This window comes from Xanthomonas sp. WHRI 7064, assembly GCF_040202355.2.
Taxonomy (GTDB): Bacteria; Pseudomonadota; Gammaproteobacteria; order Xanthomonadales; family Xanthomonadaceae; genus Xanthomonas; species Xanthomonas arboricola.
Window position 1 is genome coordinate 1587734 of record NZ_CP167821.1, and the last position, 20382, is coordinate 1608115.

Consider the following 20382-nt stretch of genomic DNA (forward strand, 5'->3'; position numbering starts at 1 on the left):
CATGAATGCAGCCATCCAGCTACACGCCAATACGGCCGATTTGAATGACGAGCAGGAAGCCTTCCGCGCTGCCGCGCGCGACTTTGCCGACAAGGAACTCGCGCCGCACGCCGCGCAGTGGGATGCGGAAAGCCACTTCCCGCGCGAGGCGATTGCCAAGGCGGCCGAGCTGGGGTTTTGCGGCCTGTACACCGATGAGTGCGTGGGCGGCCTGGGCATGCGCCGGCTCGATGCCGCGGTGGTGTTCGAGGAACTGGCCACGGTCGATCCATCCACCTCGGCGTTCATCAGCATCCACAACATGGCCACCTGGTTGATCGCCAGCTACGGCAATGACGCAGTGCGCGCGCAGTGGGGCGAGGCGATGACCAGCGGCGCCAAGCTGGGTTCGTACTGCCTCACCGAGCCGGGTGCCGGCTCGGACGCGGCCTCGCTCAAGACGCGTGCACAGCGCGACGGCGACAGCTACGTGCTCAACGGCAGCAAGGCCTTCATTTCCGGCGCGGGCGCCACCGATGTGCTGGTGGTGATGGCCCGCACCGGCGACGACGGCGCGCGCGGCATCAGCGCCTTCGTGGTGCCCGCCGATGCGCCCGGCATCAGCTACGGCCGCAAGGAAGAGAAAATGGGCTGGAACAGCCAGCCCACCCGCGGGGTGAGCTTCGAGAACGTGCGTATTCCGGCCGGCAATCTGCTGGGCAAGGAAGGCGAAGGTTTCAAGATGGCGATGAGGGCGCTGGACGGCGGCCGCATCAATATCGCCGCCTGTTCGTTGGGAGCGGCGCAAGGCGCGCTGGACGCCGCCCGCCGCTACATGGGCGAGCGCCGTCAGTTCGGCAAGAAGCTGGCCGATTTCCAGGCGCTGCAGTTCAAACTGGCCGACATGGCCACGCAACTGGTGGCCGCGCGGCAGATGGTGCACACCGCTGCGCGCAAGCTCGATGCCGGCAGCCACGATGCCACCGTGTGGTGCGCGATGGCCAAGCGCTTCGCCACCGACGCCGGCTTTGCGATCTGCGACGATGCCTTGCAGATCCACGGCGGCTACGGCTATATCCGCGAATATCCGATCGAGCGCCTCCTGCGCGACAGCCGCGTGCACCGCATCCTGGAAGGCACCAACGAGGTGATGCGCATGATCATTGCGCGCCACCTGCTCAACGGCGAGGAGGAATTGCGATGAGCGATTGGGCAACACGCACGCATACCGGTTTACATGTCGAACGCGACGGCCATGTCGCCATCGTCACCTTGCGCAATCCGCCGGCCAACACCTGGACCGTGCACAGCCTTGCAGCCTTGCGCGATCTGGTCCGCGCGCTGGATGCGGACCGCAGCATCTACGCCCTCGTGATCACTGGCGACGGCGAGAAGTTCTTCAGTGCCGGCGCCGATCTCAAGCAGTTTGCCGATGGCGACAAGGCTGCTGCACGGGAGGCAGCGCGGCGCTTCGGCGAAGCCTTCGAGGCCTTGAGCGCGTTTCGCGGCGTGTCGATTGCTGCCATCAACGGCTATGCGATGGGCGGTGGCCTGGAGTGCGCGCTGGCCTGCGACCTGCGCATTGCTGAGCAACACGCACAGCTGGCCTTGCCGGAAGCCAGCGTCGGCTTGTTGCCGTGCGCCGGCGGCACCCAGAACCTGCCGCGCCTGGTCGGCGAGGGCTGGGCCAAGCGCATGATCCTGCTCGGTGAGCGTCTGGATGCCGCCACCGCGCACCGCATCGGCCTGGTGGAAGAGGTGGTGGGCACGGGCGAGTCGCGCGCGCTGGCCATCGCCTGGGCACAGCGCGCCGGCAAGCAGAGTCCGGCCAGCGTTGCGGCGTGCAAGCGCCTGGTGCAGTCCACCCGCCACGGCACGCATGCCGCCGCGCTGGTGGCAGAGCGCGAAGCCTTCGTCGACCTGTTCGAGCAGGCCGATCAGGCCGAGGGAGTGGCGGCCTTTCTCGAGAAGCGCGCGCCGCAATGGAGCAATGGCTGATGCTGGATGTGAGCCCACCCGACCAAGCCCCGGTGCTGTTCGAACAACGCGATTGCGCCGACAGGCATCGCATCGGCATCGCCACCTTGAATGCGCCCAGGACGCTCAACGGCCTGTCCCTGCAGATGACGCGCCTGCTGGATGCACAGCTGCGCGTCTGGGCCGACGATACGCGGATTGCCTGCGTGGTGCTGCGTGGTGCCGGCGAGAAGGCGTTCTGCGCGGGTGGCGATCTGCATGGTCTGTACCAGAGCATGCGCGCGCATCGCGAGGCGGTGCCGGATGCGCAGCAACGTCGCGCGCAACCGCAGGGCAATGCGCACGCCGCTGCGTTCTTCGAAGAGGAATATCGGCTCGACCATCGCATCCACACCTACCCGAAGCCGCTGCTGTGCTGGGGCCACGGCATCGTCATGGGCGGCGGTATCGGCTTGATGTCCGGCGCCAGCCATCGCGTGGTCACCGAGCGCTCGCGGCTGGCGATGCCGGAGATCAGTGTCGGCCTGTTTCCCGACGTGGGTGGCAGCTGGTTGTTGCGCCGCGTGCCGCAAGGCGCCGGATTGTTTCTGGCACTGACCGGCGCGCCGCTGGATGCCAGCGATGCCATCTATGCCGGGCTTGCGGATGTGCGCCTGGAGCATGCGCAATACGCGGCAGTGCTGGACGCCCTGGACGCGCATGCCTGGACAGGCGATGCCAGCGAGGATCGCGCCCAGCTCGGCGCGTTCCTGCACGGGATTGCGCAACCGCTGGAGCCGGGTCCGTTGCAGGTGCATGCGGCGCTGATCGCGCAATTGGTGGCAGGCCAGACGCTGCAGGAAGTGGTCGCCGCAATCCTGGCACTGCAAAGCGAAGATGCCTGGCTGCAGGCCGCGCGTGCAACGCTGGCGGCCGGCGCCCCCGGCTCGGCACGCTTGGCGTGGGAGCTGCAACGTCACCCGGGCACCGGCACGCTGGCCGACACCTTTCGCACCGAGTACGTGGTGGCGCTGCATGCCGCCGTGCATGGAGACTTCGCCGAAGGCATTCGCGCGCTGTTGATCGACAAGGACCGCACGCCGCAGTGGCAGCCTGCCGCGCTCGAGCAGGCCGATGCGCAATGGGCGGCGGCATTCCTGCAATCGCCCTGGCCGCCTGCACGGCATCCGCTTGCCGATCTTGGTGCAGGTTGAGTCGCTGACACGCCGCTGCGAACGGTCTTGGCGGATGCGGACAATGAGCCGCATCTGCAGTGCAGGACCGAGGGACGCCACTGCGCCCGTTTGCCGCACTGCGCTGCGGCCGGGCACACCATTCAACGGCCGCGCCAGTCGGTGATGGCCGCCCAACCCTGGAAAACCACACCATGAGCAAGATCGCTTTTATCGGCCTGGGCAATATGGGCGGGCCGATGGCCGCCAACCTGAGCAAGGCCGGGCACCAGCTGCGGGTGTTCGATCTGGTGCCGGCTGCGCTGGATGCGGCAGTCGCTGCCGGCGCGCATGCCGCCAGCTCCGCACACGACACCCTGGCCGACGCCGAGATCGTGATCTCGATGCTGCCGGCCAGCCGCCATGTCGAAGCGCTGTACCTGGGCGAGGCCGGGATTCTGGCGCAGATTCCCGAAGGCGCCCTGGTGATCGACTGCAGCACCATCGCACCCGCCAGCGCACGCAAGCTCGCCGCCGAGGCGCAGGCGCGTGGCCTGGCGGTGCTGGATGCGCCGGTCTCCGGCGGCACGGCGGGTGCGGCGGCAGGCAGCCTGACGTTTATCGTCGGCGGCGCCGCGCAGGTATTGGAGCGTGCGCGGCCGGTGTTGCAGGCAATGGGCAAGAACATCTTCCACGTCGGCGACAACGGCGCCGGCCAGGTCGCCAAACTGTGCAACAACATGGCGCTGGGCGTGATCATGGCCGCCACCGGCGAGGCGCTGGCGCTCGGTGTTGCGCAGGGGCTGGACCCGGCGGTGCTGTCGCAGATGATGGCGGTCAGCACCGGGCGCAGCTGGGCCACCGAAGTGTGCAATCCGTGGCCGGGCGTGTTACCCAACGCGCCGGCATCGCGCGATTACAGCGGCGGCTTCGGCAACGATCTGATGCTCAAGGACCTGGGGCTGGTCGCCGAATCCGCAGTGCAGGCGGGCGTGTCGATTCCGCTCGGCGAGCTGGCGCGCAATCTGTACGCGATGAACAGCCAGGCCGGCAACGGTGCGCTGGATTTCTCCAGTGTGATCAAGCTGGTGGCCAAGGTTTGAGAGCGGCTAGCAAAAGCGTCTGCGCCCACCGTCAAGTAGGTGCGGCTGGAGTGGTGATTCGTCTCCGTCTGGAGAGTTGATCGAACTGGGGGCATCGGCGGTAGAGTGAATGATCTGCGACTTGGCTGCAGGGCCCTTGCCCGCCCACCCTCGCAGGACACGCCGCAAGTACGTCCGTGTAGGCTCTTACGCGGCATCCATGCCGCGTAAGGTCCCGCGACGGTGGGCGGGCAAGGACCTGTCGAGTTGAGCGGTGTGCATGGTTTTCAGTAAGACAGCCAGCAAACTGTCTGGTGCGGGGTCCTCGCCGGTTGCGGGACCGTGTGGCGGCATGGATGCCGCCACCGAGCCCCCAGGGACGGGTTCACGGCGTGTCCCGCAAGCGGTGAGGGCATCGCGCACTCGACGCTGTGGTTTTGCTGCAGGGCCCTTGCCCGCCCACCATCGCAGGACATGCCGCAAGTACGTCCGTGTAGGCTCTTACGTGGCATCCATGCCGCGTAAGGTCCCGCGACGGTGGGTGGGCAAGGACCAGTCACGATGGTCGGTACGCATGGTTGCAAGCAGGGGGGTCAGGCAGTGCATGCAGCGCAGCCGTCCGACGAGGTGCGGTCTGATCAACTTCTTTCTATCCGAGCAACGTCACTGCCAATACGACATCACTCCACCCACTAACGAAAGCGCGGGTGGCCGACGCATTGCCGCCATCGCTGCGGCGTTTGAGAGGTTCTGTTGGCCGCTCCAAGTCGCTACCGGGCCTGGGCAACAAGGTGCAACGCCGCGCTCGCGTGATGTGATGTCATCACGCCCGGGTGTAATAGTCTCCGCCATCGCGTGCGCCTAAGGTGCGCGCATTGCACGAGGCCACCGCATCCATGGGACACGACCACAACCACGCACCCAGCGACATCCGCCACGAGACACCGCTATGGTGGGCGCTGGGACTGACCGCCACGTTCCTGTTGGCGGAAGTCATCGGTGCGTTCATCACCAACAGCCTGGCGCTGCTGTCCGACGCCGCACATATGGCCACCGACACCGTCGGCCTGATGATCGCCCTGCTTGCCGTGCGCCTGAGCCGTCGTCCTGCCGATGCGCGCCGCACGTATGGTTACGTGCGACTGGAAGCGCTCGGCGCGCTGGCGAACGGCGCGCTGTTGTTCGCAGTCGGCGCCTACATTCTCTGGGAGGCCGCGCAGCGCTTCCGCGCACCGCAGGATATTTCCTCCAGCGGCATGCTGCTGATCGCCGGTTTTGGCCTGGTGATCAATCTGATCGCCATGAAGCTGCTGCACGCCGGCAGCGGCGAGAGCCTCAACGTCAAGGGTGCCTATCTCGAGGTCTGGAGCGACATGCTTGGCTCGGTGGCGGTAATCATCGGCGCGTTGCTGATCCGCTGGACCGGCTGGCAGTGGATCGACCCGGTGCTGGCCGTGCTGATCGGCCTGTGGGTGCTGCCGCGCACCTGGGTGCTGCTGCGCGAGGCGATCAACGTGCTGCTGGAAGGCGTGCCCAAAGGCATCGATCTGCCGCAGGTGCAGCAGGCGCTGACCAGCTACCCCGGCGTCGAAGACGTGCACGACCTGCACGTCTGGGCACTGGCCTCCAGCACGCCCGCGCTCACCGCACACGTGGTGGTCAGTGAAACCACCGACCGCGACCGCCTGCGCGACGCCCTCGCCGAGCTGCTGCACGCGCGTTTCGAGATCACCCACGTTACCTTGCAGGTGGAGAGCGGCGACTGCGGCACCGAGCCGTGTGGTGCGGCGCCGGTCGGGCAAGGCTCCGCGCATGACGATCATCGTGGTCACGCGCATTCGCACGGCGGCCACTCGCACTGACGCGGACCACGCCGCCAGTGGGCTTGTTCCCCAACTGGCGGTGGCATGGCGTTGCCTGGAGCAGGACCCAGTCAGGCCAGCCTGTCCGATCGAGGGAAGAGCCGTCCTGCTTCCTCGCTGCCGCCCAGGTCGTATGATCGAGCCGGGGAAGACTGCGAGGCCGGCGGCGCGATGGCGGTACAGATCGAACAACGCAACGAACGCATCGCCGCGCTGATCGCCGAGGCGGGCGCGGCAGCATCGGCCGGGCAATGGCAACAGGCCGAGCAATTGTGGACACAGGTGCGCCAGTTGGCGCCGACGCACCCGCAGGCCTTGTACAGCCTGGGCGTGCATGCCTACCAGCGTGGCGATGCAACGGCGGCGCTGGAGTGCCTGGCAGGCGCACGCGCAAGCAGCCCGGGCGATCCGATGATTGTGCTGACCATTGCGGTGGTGAAACAGGCGCAAGGCGACGTGGAGGGCGAATGGCAGGCCATCAGCGCGGCGCTGGCGCTGGATGCGTACTTCCTGCCCGGGCTGCTGGCAAAGGCCGCATTTCTGCAGGCACGCGGGCGTCCGCGCGCCGCCGCCGGTGTCTATCGCGATGCGCTGAAGATCGCGCCGCCGGAGCCGCAGTGGCCGGCGGTGTTGCGTCGCAAGCTGGCCCTGGCCAGGCAGGCAGTGGAGCAGGACACGCTTGAGCTGGAAGCGCAATTGCGCGCCGTCCTGGATGCTCCTGGCATCGCGGTGGACGCCGCGCTCGCAGGACGCTGGGCGGAAGCGGCCGCGATCGCATGCGGGCGCAGTCGCCCGTTCCATTCCCAGTCCAACCGCTTGTACATCCCGCGACTGCCAGCCCTGCCGTTTCACCCGCCGGACGCGTTTCCCTGGATCGCTGCAGTACAGCGTCAGACCGCGGCGATCGCGCAGGAACTGCGCGCCGTCATGCACGAGGACAAGGGCGGCTTTGCGCCCTACATCGCCTACGCGCCGGACCAGCCGGTCAATCAGTGGAAGGAGCTCAACCATTCGCCGGCATGGAGTTCCTATCCGTTGTGGGCACATGGACAGCCGGTGGATGAACATCTGCGGCAGTGCCCGGCAACCGCCGCCGCGTTGGCATTGGTCGATGCGGCGCAGATCGACGGCGTGTGCCCCAACGCGATGTTTTCGGTGCTTGCGCCGCAGACGGTCATTCCGCCGCACCATGGTGAGACCAACGCACGTCTGGTGGCGCATCTTCCATTGATCGTGCCCGAGGGCTGCAGCTTCCGGGTCGGTTACGACTGGCGGCAGTGGGAGGTCGGCAAGGTGCTGGTGTTTGACGACTCGATCGAACATGAGGCGCGCAACGCGAGCGCGCAGCTGCGTGCGGTGCTGATCTTCGATGTCTGGAACCCGCTGCTGAGCCAGGATGAGCGGCAGATGGTCAATGCCATGGAGACGGCGATCGCGCGCCACCGTGCGGGATGAGGTGGTGCCGGTAGTCGGCCGGTTCAGTCCGCAGGTGTGATGCCGAACCGGGCAAGTGTGGCGCGCAGCGGAGCGAGCTGGGTCGCGTAGGGCTTCCAGCGTCCGGACGCATCGCCATGCAGGGGCTGGCGCACCTGCCAGTAGCTGGCTGTTCTGACGGCTCCAGGTGCCTTGTGGAAATCCAGGCAATCCGGTTCCCAGGGCAACTGCAAAAAGTCCAGCAGTGCACGCAGGCTGCGTTCCGGCGCGGCGACAAAGGCGTCATAGTCGAAGGTATGGATGCTGTCCGGGTACAGCGACAGCCAATGCGCCATCAGTCGCTGGTAGGCAGCATAGAAATGCCCGATGTCCTCCAGCCGGCCCGCATAGTCAAAGCGTTGTGGATTGAGCTGCTGCATGAAGATCGACAGCCCGTTGTCCAGCGGGTGACGACGTGTGTGCACGACCCTGGCCGCAGGAAACAGCTGCTTGATCAGCCCGATCAGTTGAAAGTTGTCGGGGCGCTTGTCGGTGATGTAGCGCAGTTGCGCATGCTGGGGAACGGCCGCAGACACGCGTTGACGATAGGCCGCGGCCAGCTGTGTCAACGTGTGCGAGGACAGATGCTGCGCGGCTTGCGGGAACGGCGACAGCGACTGTGCAACCAGTCGCGGCAATGCATCCAGTTCGCCCCCAGCGGCAATGCACGAGTGGCGCGACAAGGCCTGTTCGATCAAGGTGGAGCCGGAGCGGAACATGCCGCAGATAAACAGTGGCGGTACCGCGTCGTCGACAGCGGCCATGGGCGGTGGCTGGCGCGCGTCGCTTGCATCGGCAAATACCGCAGCGATGCCGTCGAAGTGCTGTTGTGTGCGGATCGGGTCGTAGCGCCGCGCCTGTGCATGGCCATGCCGGTTGGCGGCACTGGCCGCATCGAATGCCTGGCTGTGCAGGCCGAGGCGGTCGTAGGCATGGGCCAGTGCATGCAGCAGCGTGGCCGTCAACGCAGGATCCTGTCCCGCGACCGAGCCTGCCTGCGCAAGTGCGAGCAAGCGTATGTCCTGCGCATGCGTGGGAGGATCCAGGTGCAGCAGGCGTGCGGTGGCTTGCAGCTGCAACGCCCGTGTCTGGGCATCGACAGGAGGACTGGCGAGCAGCCGGCGATAGGCGGCGACCGCCTGGTCGCGTGCGCCCAGCTCCTCCTGCAGGTTGCCCAGATTGAGCAAGGCAGGGGCGTAGTCCGGCCGGCACTGCAGTGCCAGATCAAGTTCCTTCAGCGCTGCCGCCTCCTGATGTAGATGGTCGCTCAGCAACGCGGCGCGATTGAGATGGATTTGCTCCGGCAGCGCGGCACCGCACTGCAATGCCTGCGCATAAGCGTCCAGTGCGGCGGATGCCTCGCCGGTCTGGCGCAGCAGATATCCCAGGTTGTACCAGGCATCGGCGCAGCGGGGCTGCGTCTGCAGGATGTGGCGATAGGCGACAATTGCCTGCGCCAGATGGCCTTGTTGCAGTAAGCGTGCGGCGTGCTGCAAGGACGGGTCCAAGGCGTTATTCCAGGCATTCTTGCAGCGGGCGGGAGACCTGCAGCTTAGGCGGCGCCAGCGGTGCGTTCAATCGCCCCGCGGCCGGACGGTGATGAGCGGTCTTTCCTGCGTTCGCCGCTTGCCTTGTATGCTCTGCTGCAATCGACGAGTGAAGATGCGCGCATGCACAAGCGAGTGGTGTGGGGGCTGACGGTGTTGAGCTGCGCCTGGGCGGCATCGGCGCAGGACGTGCCGACGCATCGCTGCGCCGCAGTACTCGATCCCTTGTCGCGGCTGGCCTGCTATGACGCCAGCTTTCCGCCAACGCAGGCGGTGCGGGCGGCGGAGGCGGACAGGGGAGTCAGGGCATTCGGCCGCAGCAGCCAACAGGCCTCGGCAGCGACAGGTGCGCAGCAGTCAGCACCTGCGCAACTCACCGCGAAGGTGCTTGCAGTGGCGTATCAGCCAGACGGCACGCGTATCGTGTCGCTGGACAGTCGCCAGCGCTGGGCGCTGACAGAAGCGACCAGCCGCGGGCCGCTGGCCGAGGGCGAGGTCGTGGTGATCCGCAAGGCCGCAATGGGAAGCTACATGTTGGTGACCGCTGCCGGTGTGGCACTACGTGCCCGCCGCATCGACTAGCCAGGCCACCGACGGCATCGCAACAGACAGAAGAGAATGGATGACTGAGAGACCGCTACGCGCCCTGTTGCACAACGGGTATCAACTGCTGCGTCAGGAACGTTATGCCGAGGCAGCTGTGTTCGCCGACCGCGCCTGCGCAGAGCAGCCAGGCAATGCGCATCTGCTGGAGCTTGCCAGCGAAGCCCGGTTGGCCAACGGCGATCCGCAGGCCGCAGCCGACCGCATCGCACAGGCTGCGGCGGTTGCAACGTCACCGCTCCCGCTATTGATCAAACACGCCAGTTTGCTGCTGCAGCTGCGTCGTCGCCGCGAGGCCCGGCTCGTCGCCGGCCAGGCACAGGCGCTGGCCGCCGCCGACGGCGCTGCATGGTGGCGGATCGGCGCGCTGTACAGCGGCTGCCACGAGGTGGCGGCCGCCCGTGATGCGTATCGGCATGCGATGACATTGCTGGGAGAACAGCCCGGCTTGCTGTACGACCTCGCCACCATGCAGTTCTTTGGTGGCGAATTCGATGCGGCTGAGCGCACCCTGGAGCGGCTATTGCAACTGGCACCCGGCACGGGCGATGCCCTGTACCTGCGCGCCACGCTGCGGCGTCAGACCGGGCAGCACAACCACCTGGACGATCTGCGTCACCGCTTGACCACGCTATCGGAACCATCCGCCCGAGCGGCCGGCCTATACGCCCTGAGCAAGGAGCTGGAGGACCTGGGCCAGCATGCGGAGTCGTTCGAGACATTGACCGCAGCAGCGGTCTGCAAGCGCAAGACTCTGCAGTATGACGTTGCTGCCGAGTGTGCGCATATCGCCCAGGTGCGCGAGGCGTACGACCCGGCTGCCTTCGCACTGCAGCCCGGTCATGCGGGTGAGGGGGCGATCTTCATCGTCGGTTTGCCACGCTCCGGCACCACTTTGCTGGAGCGCCTGCTGATCCAGCGCGGCGGTGCACGCTCGGCCGGGGAGCTGATGGATTTCGGTGCGTTGCTCGGCAGTGCGACCTCCGGCGTACTGTCGACCAATCCCGAACTGACCGCCGCCCAGGCATCGCTGCAGATCGATTTCGCGGCGCTTGGGCAGGAGTATCTGCGCGGTGCCCGTGAGCTGGTGCACGACCATCCGGTGTTCATCGACAAGATGCCGGTCAATTACCTGTATTGCGGCATGATTGCCGCCGCGCTGCCACGCGCACGCATCATCCATCTGGTGCGCGATCCGCTGGACACCTGTTATGCGATGTACAAGACCTTGTTCTACAACGCCTATCCATTCTCGTATGCGCTCGATGAGCTCGCGGATTATTACCTGGCCTATCAGCAGACCATGCGGCACTGGCATGCGGTGCTGCCCGGTAGCATTCTCGACGTGCACTACGAAGAGTTGGTGCGCGACACCGACCAACAGATCACGCGGGTGCTGAGCTGGTGCGGGCTGGCGCGCAGTGACACCATCACCGAACTGGAGCATGTGCCGTTCGTGACTGCGAGCGCGGCGCAGGTGCGTGGCGATGTCCACCAACGCTCGGTGCATAGCTCTCGGCGTCATCTGGACGGACTGCTGCCAGTGTTGACGCGACTTCAGGCAGCTGGCGTGATCGTGCCCGGCGTCGAAGCGTTGTAAGAGTTTCTCGCTGGCCGACCAATAGTTCTTGCAACTGAGCGAGCGGTTGGCTCGCGACCGACGAACGAACGAACGAACAAGGCGGAATCGGGCTCCACGAGAGAAAAGAGCCCCAGAGGGCCGCTTTTTCCGTGACATCCGCACTCTTTTGGGGATTCGCCGCACCGATTCGGAGCATTTCTGAATGGCGCTTTAATTCTCGTCAACGTGGTCTTAACATCGGGTTGGCAACGTTTTTTCGGGCGCTCTTTCGTCCGGCCGTTAGCCAGTGTGGAAGCGCAGTTTGATGCGCTTGCCAACGACGTCGCAGCACGTGCCGGCATTGCCTCAGATGCCGATGCAGTGCGTTGCGCTTACCCGTTCGAACTTCTCGGAGAGAGAGATGAGATTGAAGACCACCAAGCTGCGCGACGCCATCCGGGTATCGCTCACGGTTGGCGCTGCGGCGTTAGCCCTGTCGGGAACCGTGAGCGCGCAGGAGCAGCCCTCGACGGAACTCAAGAGCCTGGACGCGATCAGTGTCACCGGTACGCGCATCAAGAGCCAGACGATGACTGCCTCCAGTCCGGTGGCAGAGATCAACAAGGAAGAATTCCAATACACCGGCTCGACCAAGGTCGAAGATCTGATCAACCAGTACCCGCAGCTCTCGGCGAGCTTCGACAACTTCGCCAACAATGGCTCGCAGGGGTATGCGACCGTCGATCTGCGTGGATTGGGCGCGCAGCGCACCTTGACCCTGGTCAACGGCAGGCGCATTCCCAAGGGTATCGGCGAGAGTCCGGACATCAGCATCATTCCGGCAGCGCTGGTGCGCCGCGTGGACATCCTGACCGGCGGCGCCTCGGCGGTGTACGGCTCCGATGCCGTCGCCGGCGTGGTCAATTTCGTGCTCGACGACGAGTTCGAAGGTGTCAGTGTCGACATGGGCTACAACGCCTACCAGCACGACAACGGCAACACCTTGATGCGCGGCCTGATGGACGACGCCGGTTACGATTATCCGACTGGAAACTCCGGTTTCGACGGCATCTCGCGCAATGTGGACCTGGCCATCGGCGGCAGCTTCGGTGAGGCGGGGCATGCCACCGCATGGGCCACCTGGCGCGAGAACGATCCACTGCTGCAGGGCCAGCGCGATTACTCCGCATGCGCATTGAGCAACCGCGGCACCGCGTGCGGCGGCTCTGCCACCGCAGATCCGGCCAACTTCTATGTCGTCGCTCCGTCGGCTGGCGCGTTCTACGTGCAGCCTTCAGCCGGCGGCACCTGGTCGCAGGTCGCATCCCCGAATCTCTACAACTTCGCGCCGTTGAATTACTACCAGCGTCCGGACACGCGCTACACTGCCGGCACCAACATCAAGTACGAGGTCAACGAGCACTTCAAGCCCTATCTCGAAACCTTGTTCGTCAACCGCAAGAGTTCGACCCAGATCGCGCCGTCGGGTGCGTTTTTCACCGACCTCAACGTCAACTGCGCCACCTCGGTGATCGGTAGCCTGTGCAACGATGTGGGCATCACCGACGATGAGTTCACCGTCTACGTGGCCAAGCGCAACGTCGAAGGCGGCCCGCGCATCACCGACTCGGATACCAACAGTTTCAGCATCACCACCGGCGCCCAGGGCGACATCAACGACAACTGGTCGTACGACGCCTCGTTCACCTACAACCGCAGCACCACCAAGTCGGAAAACAGGAACGACTTCGTGACCACGCGCGTACGCGATGCATTGCTGGGCTGCCAGCCTGGTTCGTTCGATGGCTGCGTGCCCTACAGCGTGTGGACCGACAGTGTCACCGCAGCAGAGGCAGAGGCGTTGCAGGGCGTGGGTATCGTCAACTACGAAACCTCAATGCGCGTGTTCAACGCCTATGTGACCGGCAATTTCGGCTACAGCCTGCCGTGGGCCGGCGATAACCCGATCAGTCTGGTCGGCGGTGTCGAGACCCGTACCGAAACCTTCAAGCGCGTGGCCGACAGCAACATGCAGACCGGCAACTTCACCGGCCTGGGTGGCCCGACCTCCAATGTGTCCGGCGACATCGGCGTCAAGGAACTGTTCCTCGAAGGCGCGGTGCCGCTGGTGGCGCAGGCCGGTAGTTTGGATCACCTCGACATGCAGCTTGGCTATCGCTATTCGGACTACGACACCTCCGGTGGCGTGAGTACCTACAAGGCCGGTCTGGGTGCAACATTCGTCGATGGCAAGTACCACCTGCGCGCGGGCTGGAACCGTGCGATCCGCGCTCCGAACGTGACCGAGCTGTATAACGAAAATACGATCGGACTGTGGAGCGGTAGCGATCCGTGTGCTGGTGCCAATCCGGTCTTCACCCAGGCCCAGTGCGCCAACACCGGTGTGACGGCAGCGCAATACGGCCGCGTTGCAGCCAACCCGGCCGGCCAGTACAACGAAATCGGCGGCGGCAATACGACATTGCAGCCGGAAACGGCCAACACCTGGACCGTCGGTTTTGCTGCCAGCCCGATCAAGGGGCTCGATCTGAGCGTGGATTACTACGACATCAAGATCGACGACGCGATCCGCAGCATCGGCTCGTCCAACATCCTCACCGCATGCGGCGTGACCGGTAATGCGGATATCTGCAGCCGCGTGCGCCGCAATGCCACGACGGGCGATCTGTTCCGCGGTAGCGATCCGGACGTATCCGGTCTGATCCTCAATTCCCAGGACAATTTTGGTTCGTTGCATTTCCAGGGCGTGGATCTGACCGCATCGTATGCCTGGAGCGTCGGCCCCGGGCGCCTGACCACCTCGATGATGGGCAGCTACGCCATCAAGCAGGAGTACGAGCCGGTTCCGGGTGTGCAGGAAGTGACCTACGACTGCGCGGGCGTGGTCAACGTGGCCTGCAACAGTGCCGAATGGCGGCATGTGCTGAGCACGCGCTACAGCTTCGATCGCTACACCGTCAGTCTGCGCTGGCGCTATATCGGTGAGCTGGATTACCAGAACACCGACGGCACCCGTGGCACAACCGACGTACGCCTGGTGAACCAGGACAACAAGGTGTCGGCATACAACTACTTCGACCTGTCCGGTTCGATGCAGTTGGGCGATTACGTCACCTGGACCTTGGGCATCAACAACATCGCCGACAAGGAGCCGCCGCTGGTGGGCGGCAGCCTGACCTTCAACGGCAACTCGCTCGCCGGTTACGACCAGGCGGGTCGTTACTTCTTTACCAGTGTGGGTCTGCGTTTCTGAGTCACGTTGCAAGCTGGTAAAAACAACGGCGAGCCTTGGCTCGCCGTTGTTCTTTGTTGCCTGCGAAAGCGTGGGTCGATGGCTTGCCGCGCTGCAACCTGCAGATCACCTCAGTCGCCGATCGCCCCTCGCTTGCGTGGCTGATCGACGTCGAAGACAGCGTCGACGGCTCACGCTACCGGTTCACGCAACAACGGCGACTCCCAGCCCGGGCGCGGTGCGAAACGCTCGCCATAGCGCGCCTGCAGTGCCTGCAGACGTGCCAGCAAGGCGTCGGCGCCGACACTGCGGATGTGCTGGATCGGGCCGCCGCGGAACGGGGCAAAGCCGGTGCCGAAGATCACGCCGGCGTCGAGCAGGTCCGCATCGGCTACCACGCCGTCGTGCAGGCAGGCGACCGCTTCGTTGAGCAGCGGCAGGATCAGGCGATCTTCCAGGTCTGCCGGCGCCTCGTAGCCGCTGGCGACCTCGGGCTTGACCGCGCGCCCGTTCTCCCACTTATACAGGCCCTGGCCGTCCTTCTTGCCGCGCTTGCCCGGCTCCACGGTGGCCAGCGCCGCCGGAATCGGCAGGTGCAGGAACGGGGCGAGCTCCGCGCCCACGCCGGCGGCAACGTCCAGCCCCACCGTGTCGATCAGTTCGATCGGCCCCATCGGCATGCCGAACTTCACCGCGGTCTTGTCCAGCACCGGGCCCGGTACGCCTTCGGCATAGGCGGTGGCCGCTTCGAGCAGGTACGGGAACAGCACGCGATTGACCAGGAAGCCCGGCGTGCCGGCCACCGGTACCGGGAACTTGTCCAGCGCCTTGCAGAATGCCGCCAGGCGCGCGACGTTGGCCGGATCCAGCCCGTCGTGCTGCACGATTTCCACCAGCGGCATCATCGATACCGGATTGAAGTAGTGCAGGCCGGCAAACTGCGCCGGGCGCTGGATATGCCCGCGGAGCTCGGTCAACGGAATCGACGAGGTGTTGGTGGTCAGCAAGGCATCAGGCTTGAGCTGCGGCTCGATGGACTGATACAGCTCGCGCTTGGCCTGCGGGTTCTCGATGATCGCTTCGATCACCAGGTCCGCCTGCGCCACGCCCGCGCCGGCCAGGTCGCCACGCAGGCGCGCCGCCACTGCCGGCCGCTTGGCCTCGTCCTTGACGCGCTTGGCGAACAACTCGCCGCCGCGGCCCAGCGCCGTATCGATGAAGCGCTGCTCGCGATCCTGCAGCGTCACCTCGAAGCCCTTGTACGCCGCCCAGGCCGCGATATCGCCGCCCATCACGCCGGCGCCGACCACATGCACATGGCGGATCGGAGCCGGCGCCGCAGCGCCGGCATCCTTGCCACCCAGCGCTTTCAGGCGCTCGGTGAGAAAGAAGATGCGGATCAGGTTGCGTGCGGTCGGGGTGCTGGCAAGCTTGACCACCGCCTTGCGCTCGGCCGCCAGGCGCGCCTGGATGCCGCTGCCGCCGGCCCGTTCCCACACGTTGATCAAGGCGTAGGGCGCCGGATAATGCTCCTTGCGCGCCTTGCGTGCGACCTGCTTGCGCATCTGTGGCGCCAGCAGCTTGCGCGCGAGCAAGGTATTGGTGGCCCACGCGGTGACGCGCTGCTTGAATGGGCGTTTGCTGCCGGTCAGCGCCAGCGCGGCGGCGACATCGACCAGCACCGCGGGCGCGGCGACCTTGTCGACCAGGCCCATTGCGCGGGCGGCCTTGGCCGCGACGGTGCGGCCGGTCAGCATCAGGTCCATCGCCGCCGGCGCACCGATCAGGCGCGGCAAGCGGGCGCTGCCGCCCCAGCCGGGAAAGATGCCGAGCTTGGTTTCCGGCAGGCCGATGCGCGTGCTGGCATCGTCGGAGGCCACGCGATACCGGCACGCCAGCGCGATCTCGGTGCCGCCGCCCATGCAGAAGCCATGGATCGCCGCGACCGTGGGGCAGGGCAGTTCGGCCAGCTTCTGAAAGACGCTCTGGCCGCGATGGATCGCATCGTTGACGGTGCCCTTGCGGTCGAACTCCTGAAATTCCTTCAGGTCAGCGCCGGCGATGAAGCCGTTGGGCTTGCCCGAGCGCAGCACCACGCCCCTGGGCGGGTCCAGCGCCAGACGTTCGACCAGCGCGCCCAGTTCGAGCAGCACCTCCTGCGAAAACGCGTTGACCGGTGCGCCTTGGCGATCAAGGCTGAGCACGACCACGCCGTCCTCGCGCAGGTCGGCCTGCCAATGGCTGAATCGGAGCCCGTCGAAACCTGGAAGCATGCGTCTGGCCGTCCGGAGATATAAGGAAAGGTCGTTATCATCCAGAGGTTGTTTCCTTCACGTCAAATACCCATACCTGTCGGCAGGGCGGCGCGCGCCTCGTGCGAGGCGTCGCCAGTGGCGCATCGGTGCAGCTAGTCTGATGCGTGACGATCGCACGGATCGGTATGAACTTTTCTTTTCAATGGTTGTCTCATTGCCCGACTTCGGTGGGCTGACAGGAGTGCGGCCCGACATGGCCGAAGTCGATACACCTCAGGAGCTGGACCTGGAACTGGTCCGGCGCGTGCAGCGCGGCGAGAGCGCAGCGTTCGATGTGCTGGTGCGCAAATACCAGCACCGCATCGTTGCGTTGATCGGGCGTTACATCGCCGACTGGAGCGAGTGCCAGGACGTGGCCCAGGATACGTTTGTGCGCGCCTACCGCGCGATCAACAGTTTCCGCGGCGACTCGCAGTTCTATACCTGGTTGCACCGCATTGCCGTCAACACTGCCAAGAACCATCTGGTTGCGCACAACCGCCGCCCGCCCACCGACGATATCGAGATCAGCGATGCCGAACAGTTCGATGGTGCCACCCGCCTGCGCGATACCGACACCCCGGAGCGCGAATTGATGCGACAGGAGCTGGAACAAACGGTGATGCGTGCGGTCCAAGCCCTGCCGGAAGAACTTCGGTCGGCCATCACCCTGCGCGAGGTGGAAGGGCTGAGCTACGACGAAATCGCGCGAAAGATGGATTGCCCGATCGGAACGGTGCGCTCGCGCATCTTCCGGGCGCGCGAGGCCATCGACATCGAGCTGCGGCCTCTGTTGGAGACCGAAAGCGCTACCCGTGAGCGACACCGTGTATGAGCCATAACCCTGCCATGTCCACCACCGACAAGTTCGAGCGTCACTACCGCCAGCAGCTGTCTGCGCTGGTGGATGGCGAATTGAGCGCCGACGAGTCGCGCTTCCTGCTGCGCCGTCTGGCCCACGACGAAGAACTGGCCGGCTGCCACGAGCGTTGGCAGCTATGTGGCGATGTGCTGCGCGGTGCGGCCAGCGCGCCGGCACCGCTGGATTTTGCCGTGCGCGTGCGCAGCGCCATTGCCGACGAGCCGGTGCCGCAGGCGCAGCCGGCCACGCGTTCGGCCACGCGCTGGCGCTGGGGTGGTGGCGCAGCGATTGCGGCATCGGTCGCGGCGATTGCCCTGTTCATGGCGCGCGAGCGCCTGCCCGAGACCGTACCGCCGGCCGAGCAGGTCCCGGTGTTCGCCACGACGGCGCAGCTGCCGGCGGCCACGCAGGCCCCAGCCACGCCCGCAGCACCGAAGGCTCCGGCCCAGCCCGGCCCGGCCACTCCCGACGAGGTGGCCGCGCTGGCCGCAGCGGTGCCGGCCGCCGCGCTGGCATCCACGCGCCGTGGCGCGGCCACACGCAACCAGCAGGTCGCCCGCAGCGTTGCCGCGCGCCAGCAGCAGGCGCCAACCCGCATGCTGGCGTCCGCTGCTCCCGCTGCGACGACGGCCACGGCCAGTGCGGCGGCGCCATCGAATCCGTTCACACATCCAGATACCACCTTGCAGGCACGCCCATGGCCGCGTGCGGCCCTGTCCGGTGCCGGTGAAAGTCCGCTCAATGCCAGCTTCCGCCAAGGCGGACAAGGCACCGCGTTCTATCCGTTTGAGCCTGCGCCGCAGGGTGTTGCCAGCCCCGCGCCCAGCCGGCCGCTGCCGGTGCAGCCGCCGCAGGATTGATGCCGCCGCCGATCTTCATCCGTTCGGCGCCCTCCCTCCCGTTATCGTGCCGGACCCCTGCAGTGGCAGGGGCTTTGGCCCCTGTCGCCCTGCCATCGGAGGCAACCTGATGAACCACCGCATTCGCACCCAGATGTTCGGCCTGATCGCCATGACCCTGCCGCTGGCCGCCTGCGCGCAGCAGTCCGCGCCCGCGGCCAAGGATGTTGCCCCGATTGCCGCCAACCGCAGCGCCACCCCGGCTCCGCAGCTGGTGGCCGGCTTGCCGGACTTCACCAATCTGGTCGAGCAGGTCGGCCCGGGTGTGGTCAATATCGAAACCACCATCACCCGCAAGGACGCCATGGCGCGCCAGCGGCGTGGTGGTCCGGGTGGGCAGGACGGCGGCGCGATGCCCGGCGACGAGCAGATGCCGGAATTCTTCCGCCGCTTCTTCGGGCCGGATTTCCAGATGCCGGGCGGGCCGCGGCAGGGGCCGGGCCAGGGCGGCGACGACGATGGCGGCATCGCCGGCAAGTCGATGGGCTCGGGCTTCATCATTTCCGCCGACGGCTATGTGCTGACCAATCACCATGTGGTCGATGGTGCCAGCGAGGTCACCGTCAAGCTGACCGACCGCCGCGAGTTCAAGGCCAAGGTGGTCGGCAGCGACGAGCAGTTCGACGTGGCGCTGCTCAAGATCGAGGCCAAGGGCCTGCCGACGGTACGCCTGGGCGATTCCAACACGCTCAAGCCGGGCCAGTGGGTGGTGGCGATCGGCTCGCCGTTCGGCCTGGACCACTCGGTCACCGCTGGCATCGTCAGTGCGACCGGGCGCAGCAATCCGTACGCGGACCAGCGCTACGTGCCCTTCATCCAGACCGACGTGGCGATCAACCAGGGCAACTCCGGCGGCCCCTTGCTCAACACGCGCGGCGAAGTGGTCGGCATCAATTCGCAGATCTTCTCCGCCTCGGGCGGCTATATGGGGATCAGTTTTGCGATCCCGATCGACCTGGCCTTCAGCGCTGCCGAGCAGATCAAGGCCACCGGCCATGTGAGCCGCGGCATGCTGGGCGTGGCGGTCGGCCCGATCGACTCGCTCAAGGCGCAGGGCCTGGGCCTGCCGGATACGCGCGGCGCGCTGGTCAACGACATTCCGCCCGGCAGCCCCGCCGCCAAGGCCGGAATCGAGGTGGGCGATGTGATCCGCGCCGTCAACGGCAAGCCGATCGATGTCGCCAGCGATCTGCCGCCGATGATCGGCCTGATGGCGCCGGGCACCAAGGTCAACCTGGACGTGTTGCGTGATGGCAAGCCGCGCAAGGTGGCCGTCACCCTCACGACGCTGGACAACCCCGCCGGCAACGCCGCCCCGCGTACCGCGGCCGAAGACGCCAAGCCCAGTGCTCCGGCCAGTGTGGAGCTGCTCGGCCTGCAGGTCGCCGATCTCACCGCTGCCGAGCGCAGCCGCCTGGGCCTGGAGGCCGGCGAGGGCGTGCGCATCGCAGCGGTGACCGGCGCGGCAGCACGCAGCACCCAACCGCCACTGTCGCCGGGCCTGGTCATCGCCCGCGTCGGCCGCACCAAGGTCGGCAGCGTCGCCGACCTCAACCGCGCCCTGTCCAGCTACAAGAAGGGCGACGTGGTCATGCTGCTGGTCACCGACGGCAAGGCGACCAGCTATGTGGCCCTGAAGGCCGGCGGCTAACGGAGGGAATGGAGAATCGGGAATCGGGAATGGCAAGAGCGGCTCTGCGAGGCGATAGCCCGCCTGGCTTTTGCGATTCCCGAATCCCGATTCCCCAATCCCCGGCCCCAAAGGGGCCGACCGTGCGATAATGCTGCGTTACCCTGACGACGGCACCGCCGGCGCCCACCTCAATGTCCTCTGATTCA

General features: G+C 66.1%; 14 protein-coding genes. 12 read left to right on the plus strand and 2 right to left on the minus strand.

The window, feature by feature from the left end:
- The first annotated feature begins 1 nt into the window (after position 1).
- From ABQY74_RS06810 to ABQY74_RS06835, 6 genes are all read left to right on the plus strand, one after another.
- A complete protein-coding gene (locus ABQY74_RS06810) occupies positions 2-1183 on the plus strand; it encodes an acyl-CoA dehydrogenase family protein (RefSeq protein ID WP_349793918.1) in 1182 nt (393 codons plus the stop codon).
- On the plus strand, positions 1180-1977 hold the full coding sequence (locus tag ABQY74_RS06815) for an enoyl-CoA hydratase (RefSeq protein WP_016903185.1): 798 nt from the start codon (positions 1180-1182) through the stop codon (positions 1975-1977). The genes ABQY74_RS06810 and ABQY74_RS06815 overlap by 4 nt, the downstream gene beginning before the upstream one ends.
- Positions 1962-3149 carry an enoyl-CoA hydratase/isomerase family protein gene (locus ABQY74_RS06820; RefSeq protein ID WP_349793916.1) on the plus strand — a complete coding sequence of 396 codons (1188 nt, stop codon included), beginning with the start codon at positions 1962-1964 and terminating at the stop codon, positions 3147-3149. The genes ABQY74_RS06815 and ABQY74_RS06820 overlap by 16 nt, the downstream gene beginning before the upstream one ends.
- Positions 3150-3307: 158 nt before the next feature.
- Entirely contained in the window at positions 3308-4210 is a 903-nt protein-coding gene (gene mmsB / locus ABQY74_RS06825; protein WP_349793984.1) for a 3-hydroxyisobutyrate dehydrogenase, read from the plus strand.
- 875 nt (positions 4211-5085) lie between these two features.
- Positions 5086-6051, plus strand: a complete 966-nt coding sequence (locus tag ABQY74_RS06830) for a cation diffusion facilitator family transporter (protein WP_245105127.1) — start codon at positions 5086-5088, stop codon at positions 6049-6051.
- Positions 6052-6222: 171 nt separating this feature from the next.
- The gene (locus ABQY74_RS06835) at positions 6223-7506 is read left to right on the plus strand and encodes an aspartyl/asparaginyl beta-hydroxylase domain-containing protein (protein ID WP_349793913.1); all 1284 of its coding nucleotides are present in this window, start codon (positions 6223-6225) and stop codon (positions 7504-7506) included.
- Positions 7507-7529: 23 nt separating this feature from the next.
- Here the strand turns inward: ABQY74_RS06835 and ABQY74_RS06840 are convergent, their stop codons facing one another.
- Entirely contained in the window at positions 7530-9032 is a 1503-nt protein-coding gene (locus ABQY74_RS06840; protein ID WP_349793911.1) for a sulfotransferase, read from the minus strand.
- Positions 9033-9194: 162 nt separating this feature from the next.
- Between ABQY74_RS06840 and ABQY74_RS06845 the strand changes: the two genes are divergently transcribed.
- From ABQY74_RS06845 to ABQY74_RS06855, 3 genes are all read left to right on the plus strand, one after another.
- On the plus strand, positions 9195-9653 hold the full coding sequence (locus ABQY74_RS06845; RefSeq protein ID WP_349793909.1) for a hypothetical protein: 459 nt from the start codon (positions 9195-9197) through the stop codon (positions 9651-9653).
- A gap of 40 nt (positions 9654-9693) precedes the next feature.
- Positions 9694-11274 (plus strand): sulfotransferase, encoded by a 1581-nt coding sequence (locus tag ABQY74_RS06850; RefSeq protein WP_349793907.1) that lies wholly within the window; start codon positions 9694-9696, stop codon positions 11272-11274.
- Between the two features lie 382 nt (positions 11275-11656).
- Positions 11657-14509: a TonB-dependent receptor gene (locus tag ABQY74_RS06855; RefSeq protein WP_349793905.1), complete on the plus strand. Its 2853-nt coding sequence runs from the start codon at positions 11657-11659 to the stop codon at positions 14507-14509.
- A gap of 170 nt (positions 14510-14679) precedes the next feature.
- On the opposite strand, the gene ABQY74_RS06860 is transcribed toward ABQY74_RS06855, so the two are convergent.
- A complete protein-coding gene (locus tag ABQY74_RS06860) occupies positions 14680-16761 on the minus strand; it encodes a 3-hydroxyacyl-CoA dehydrogenase NAD-binding domain-containing protein (protein ID WP_104570631.1) in 2082 nt (693 codons plus the stop codon).
- A 235-nt stretch (positions 16762-16996) separates the two neighbouring features.
- Here ABQY74_RS06860 and rpoE point away from each other — a divergent pair, with 235 nt between their 5' ends.
- The 3 genes from rpoE to ABQY74_RS06875 all read left to right on the plus strand — a co-directional run bounded on the left by rpoE (position 16997) and on the right by ABQY74_RS06875 (position 20194).
- Positions 16997-17617: an RNA polymerase sigma factor RpoE gene (gene rpoE, locus ABQY74_RS06865; protein WP_016903799.1), complete on the plus strand. Its 621-nt coding sequence runs from the start codon at positions 16997-16999 to the stop codon at positions 17615-17617.
- Positions 17614-18504 carry a sigma-E factor negative regulatory protein gene (locus ABQY74_RS06870; RefSeq protein ID WP_349793902.1) on the plus strand — a complete coding sequence of 297 codons (891 nt, stop codon included), beginning with the start codon at positions 17614-17616 and terminating at the stop codon, positions 18502-18504. Before rpoE ends, ABQY74_RS06870 begins: the two co-directional genes overlap by 4 nt.
- 109 nt (positions 18505-18613) lie before the next feature.
- Positions 18614-20194, plus strand: a complete 1581-nt coding sequence (locus ABQY74_RS06875) for a DegQ family serine endoprotease (RefSeq protein WP_349793900.1) — start codon at positions 18614-18616, stop codon at positions 20192-20194.
- Positions 20195-20382: the final 188 nt, after the last annotated feature.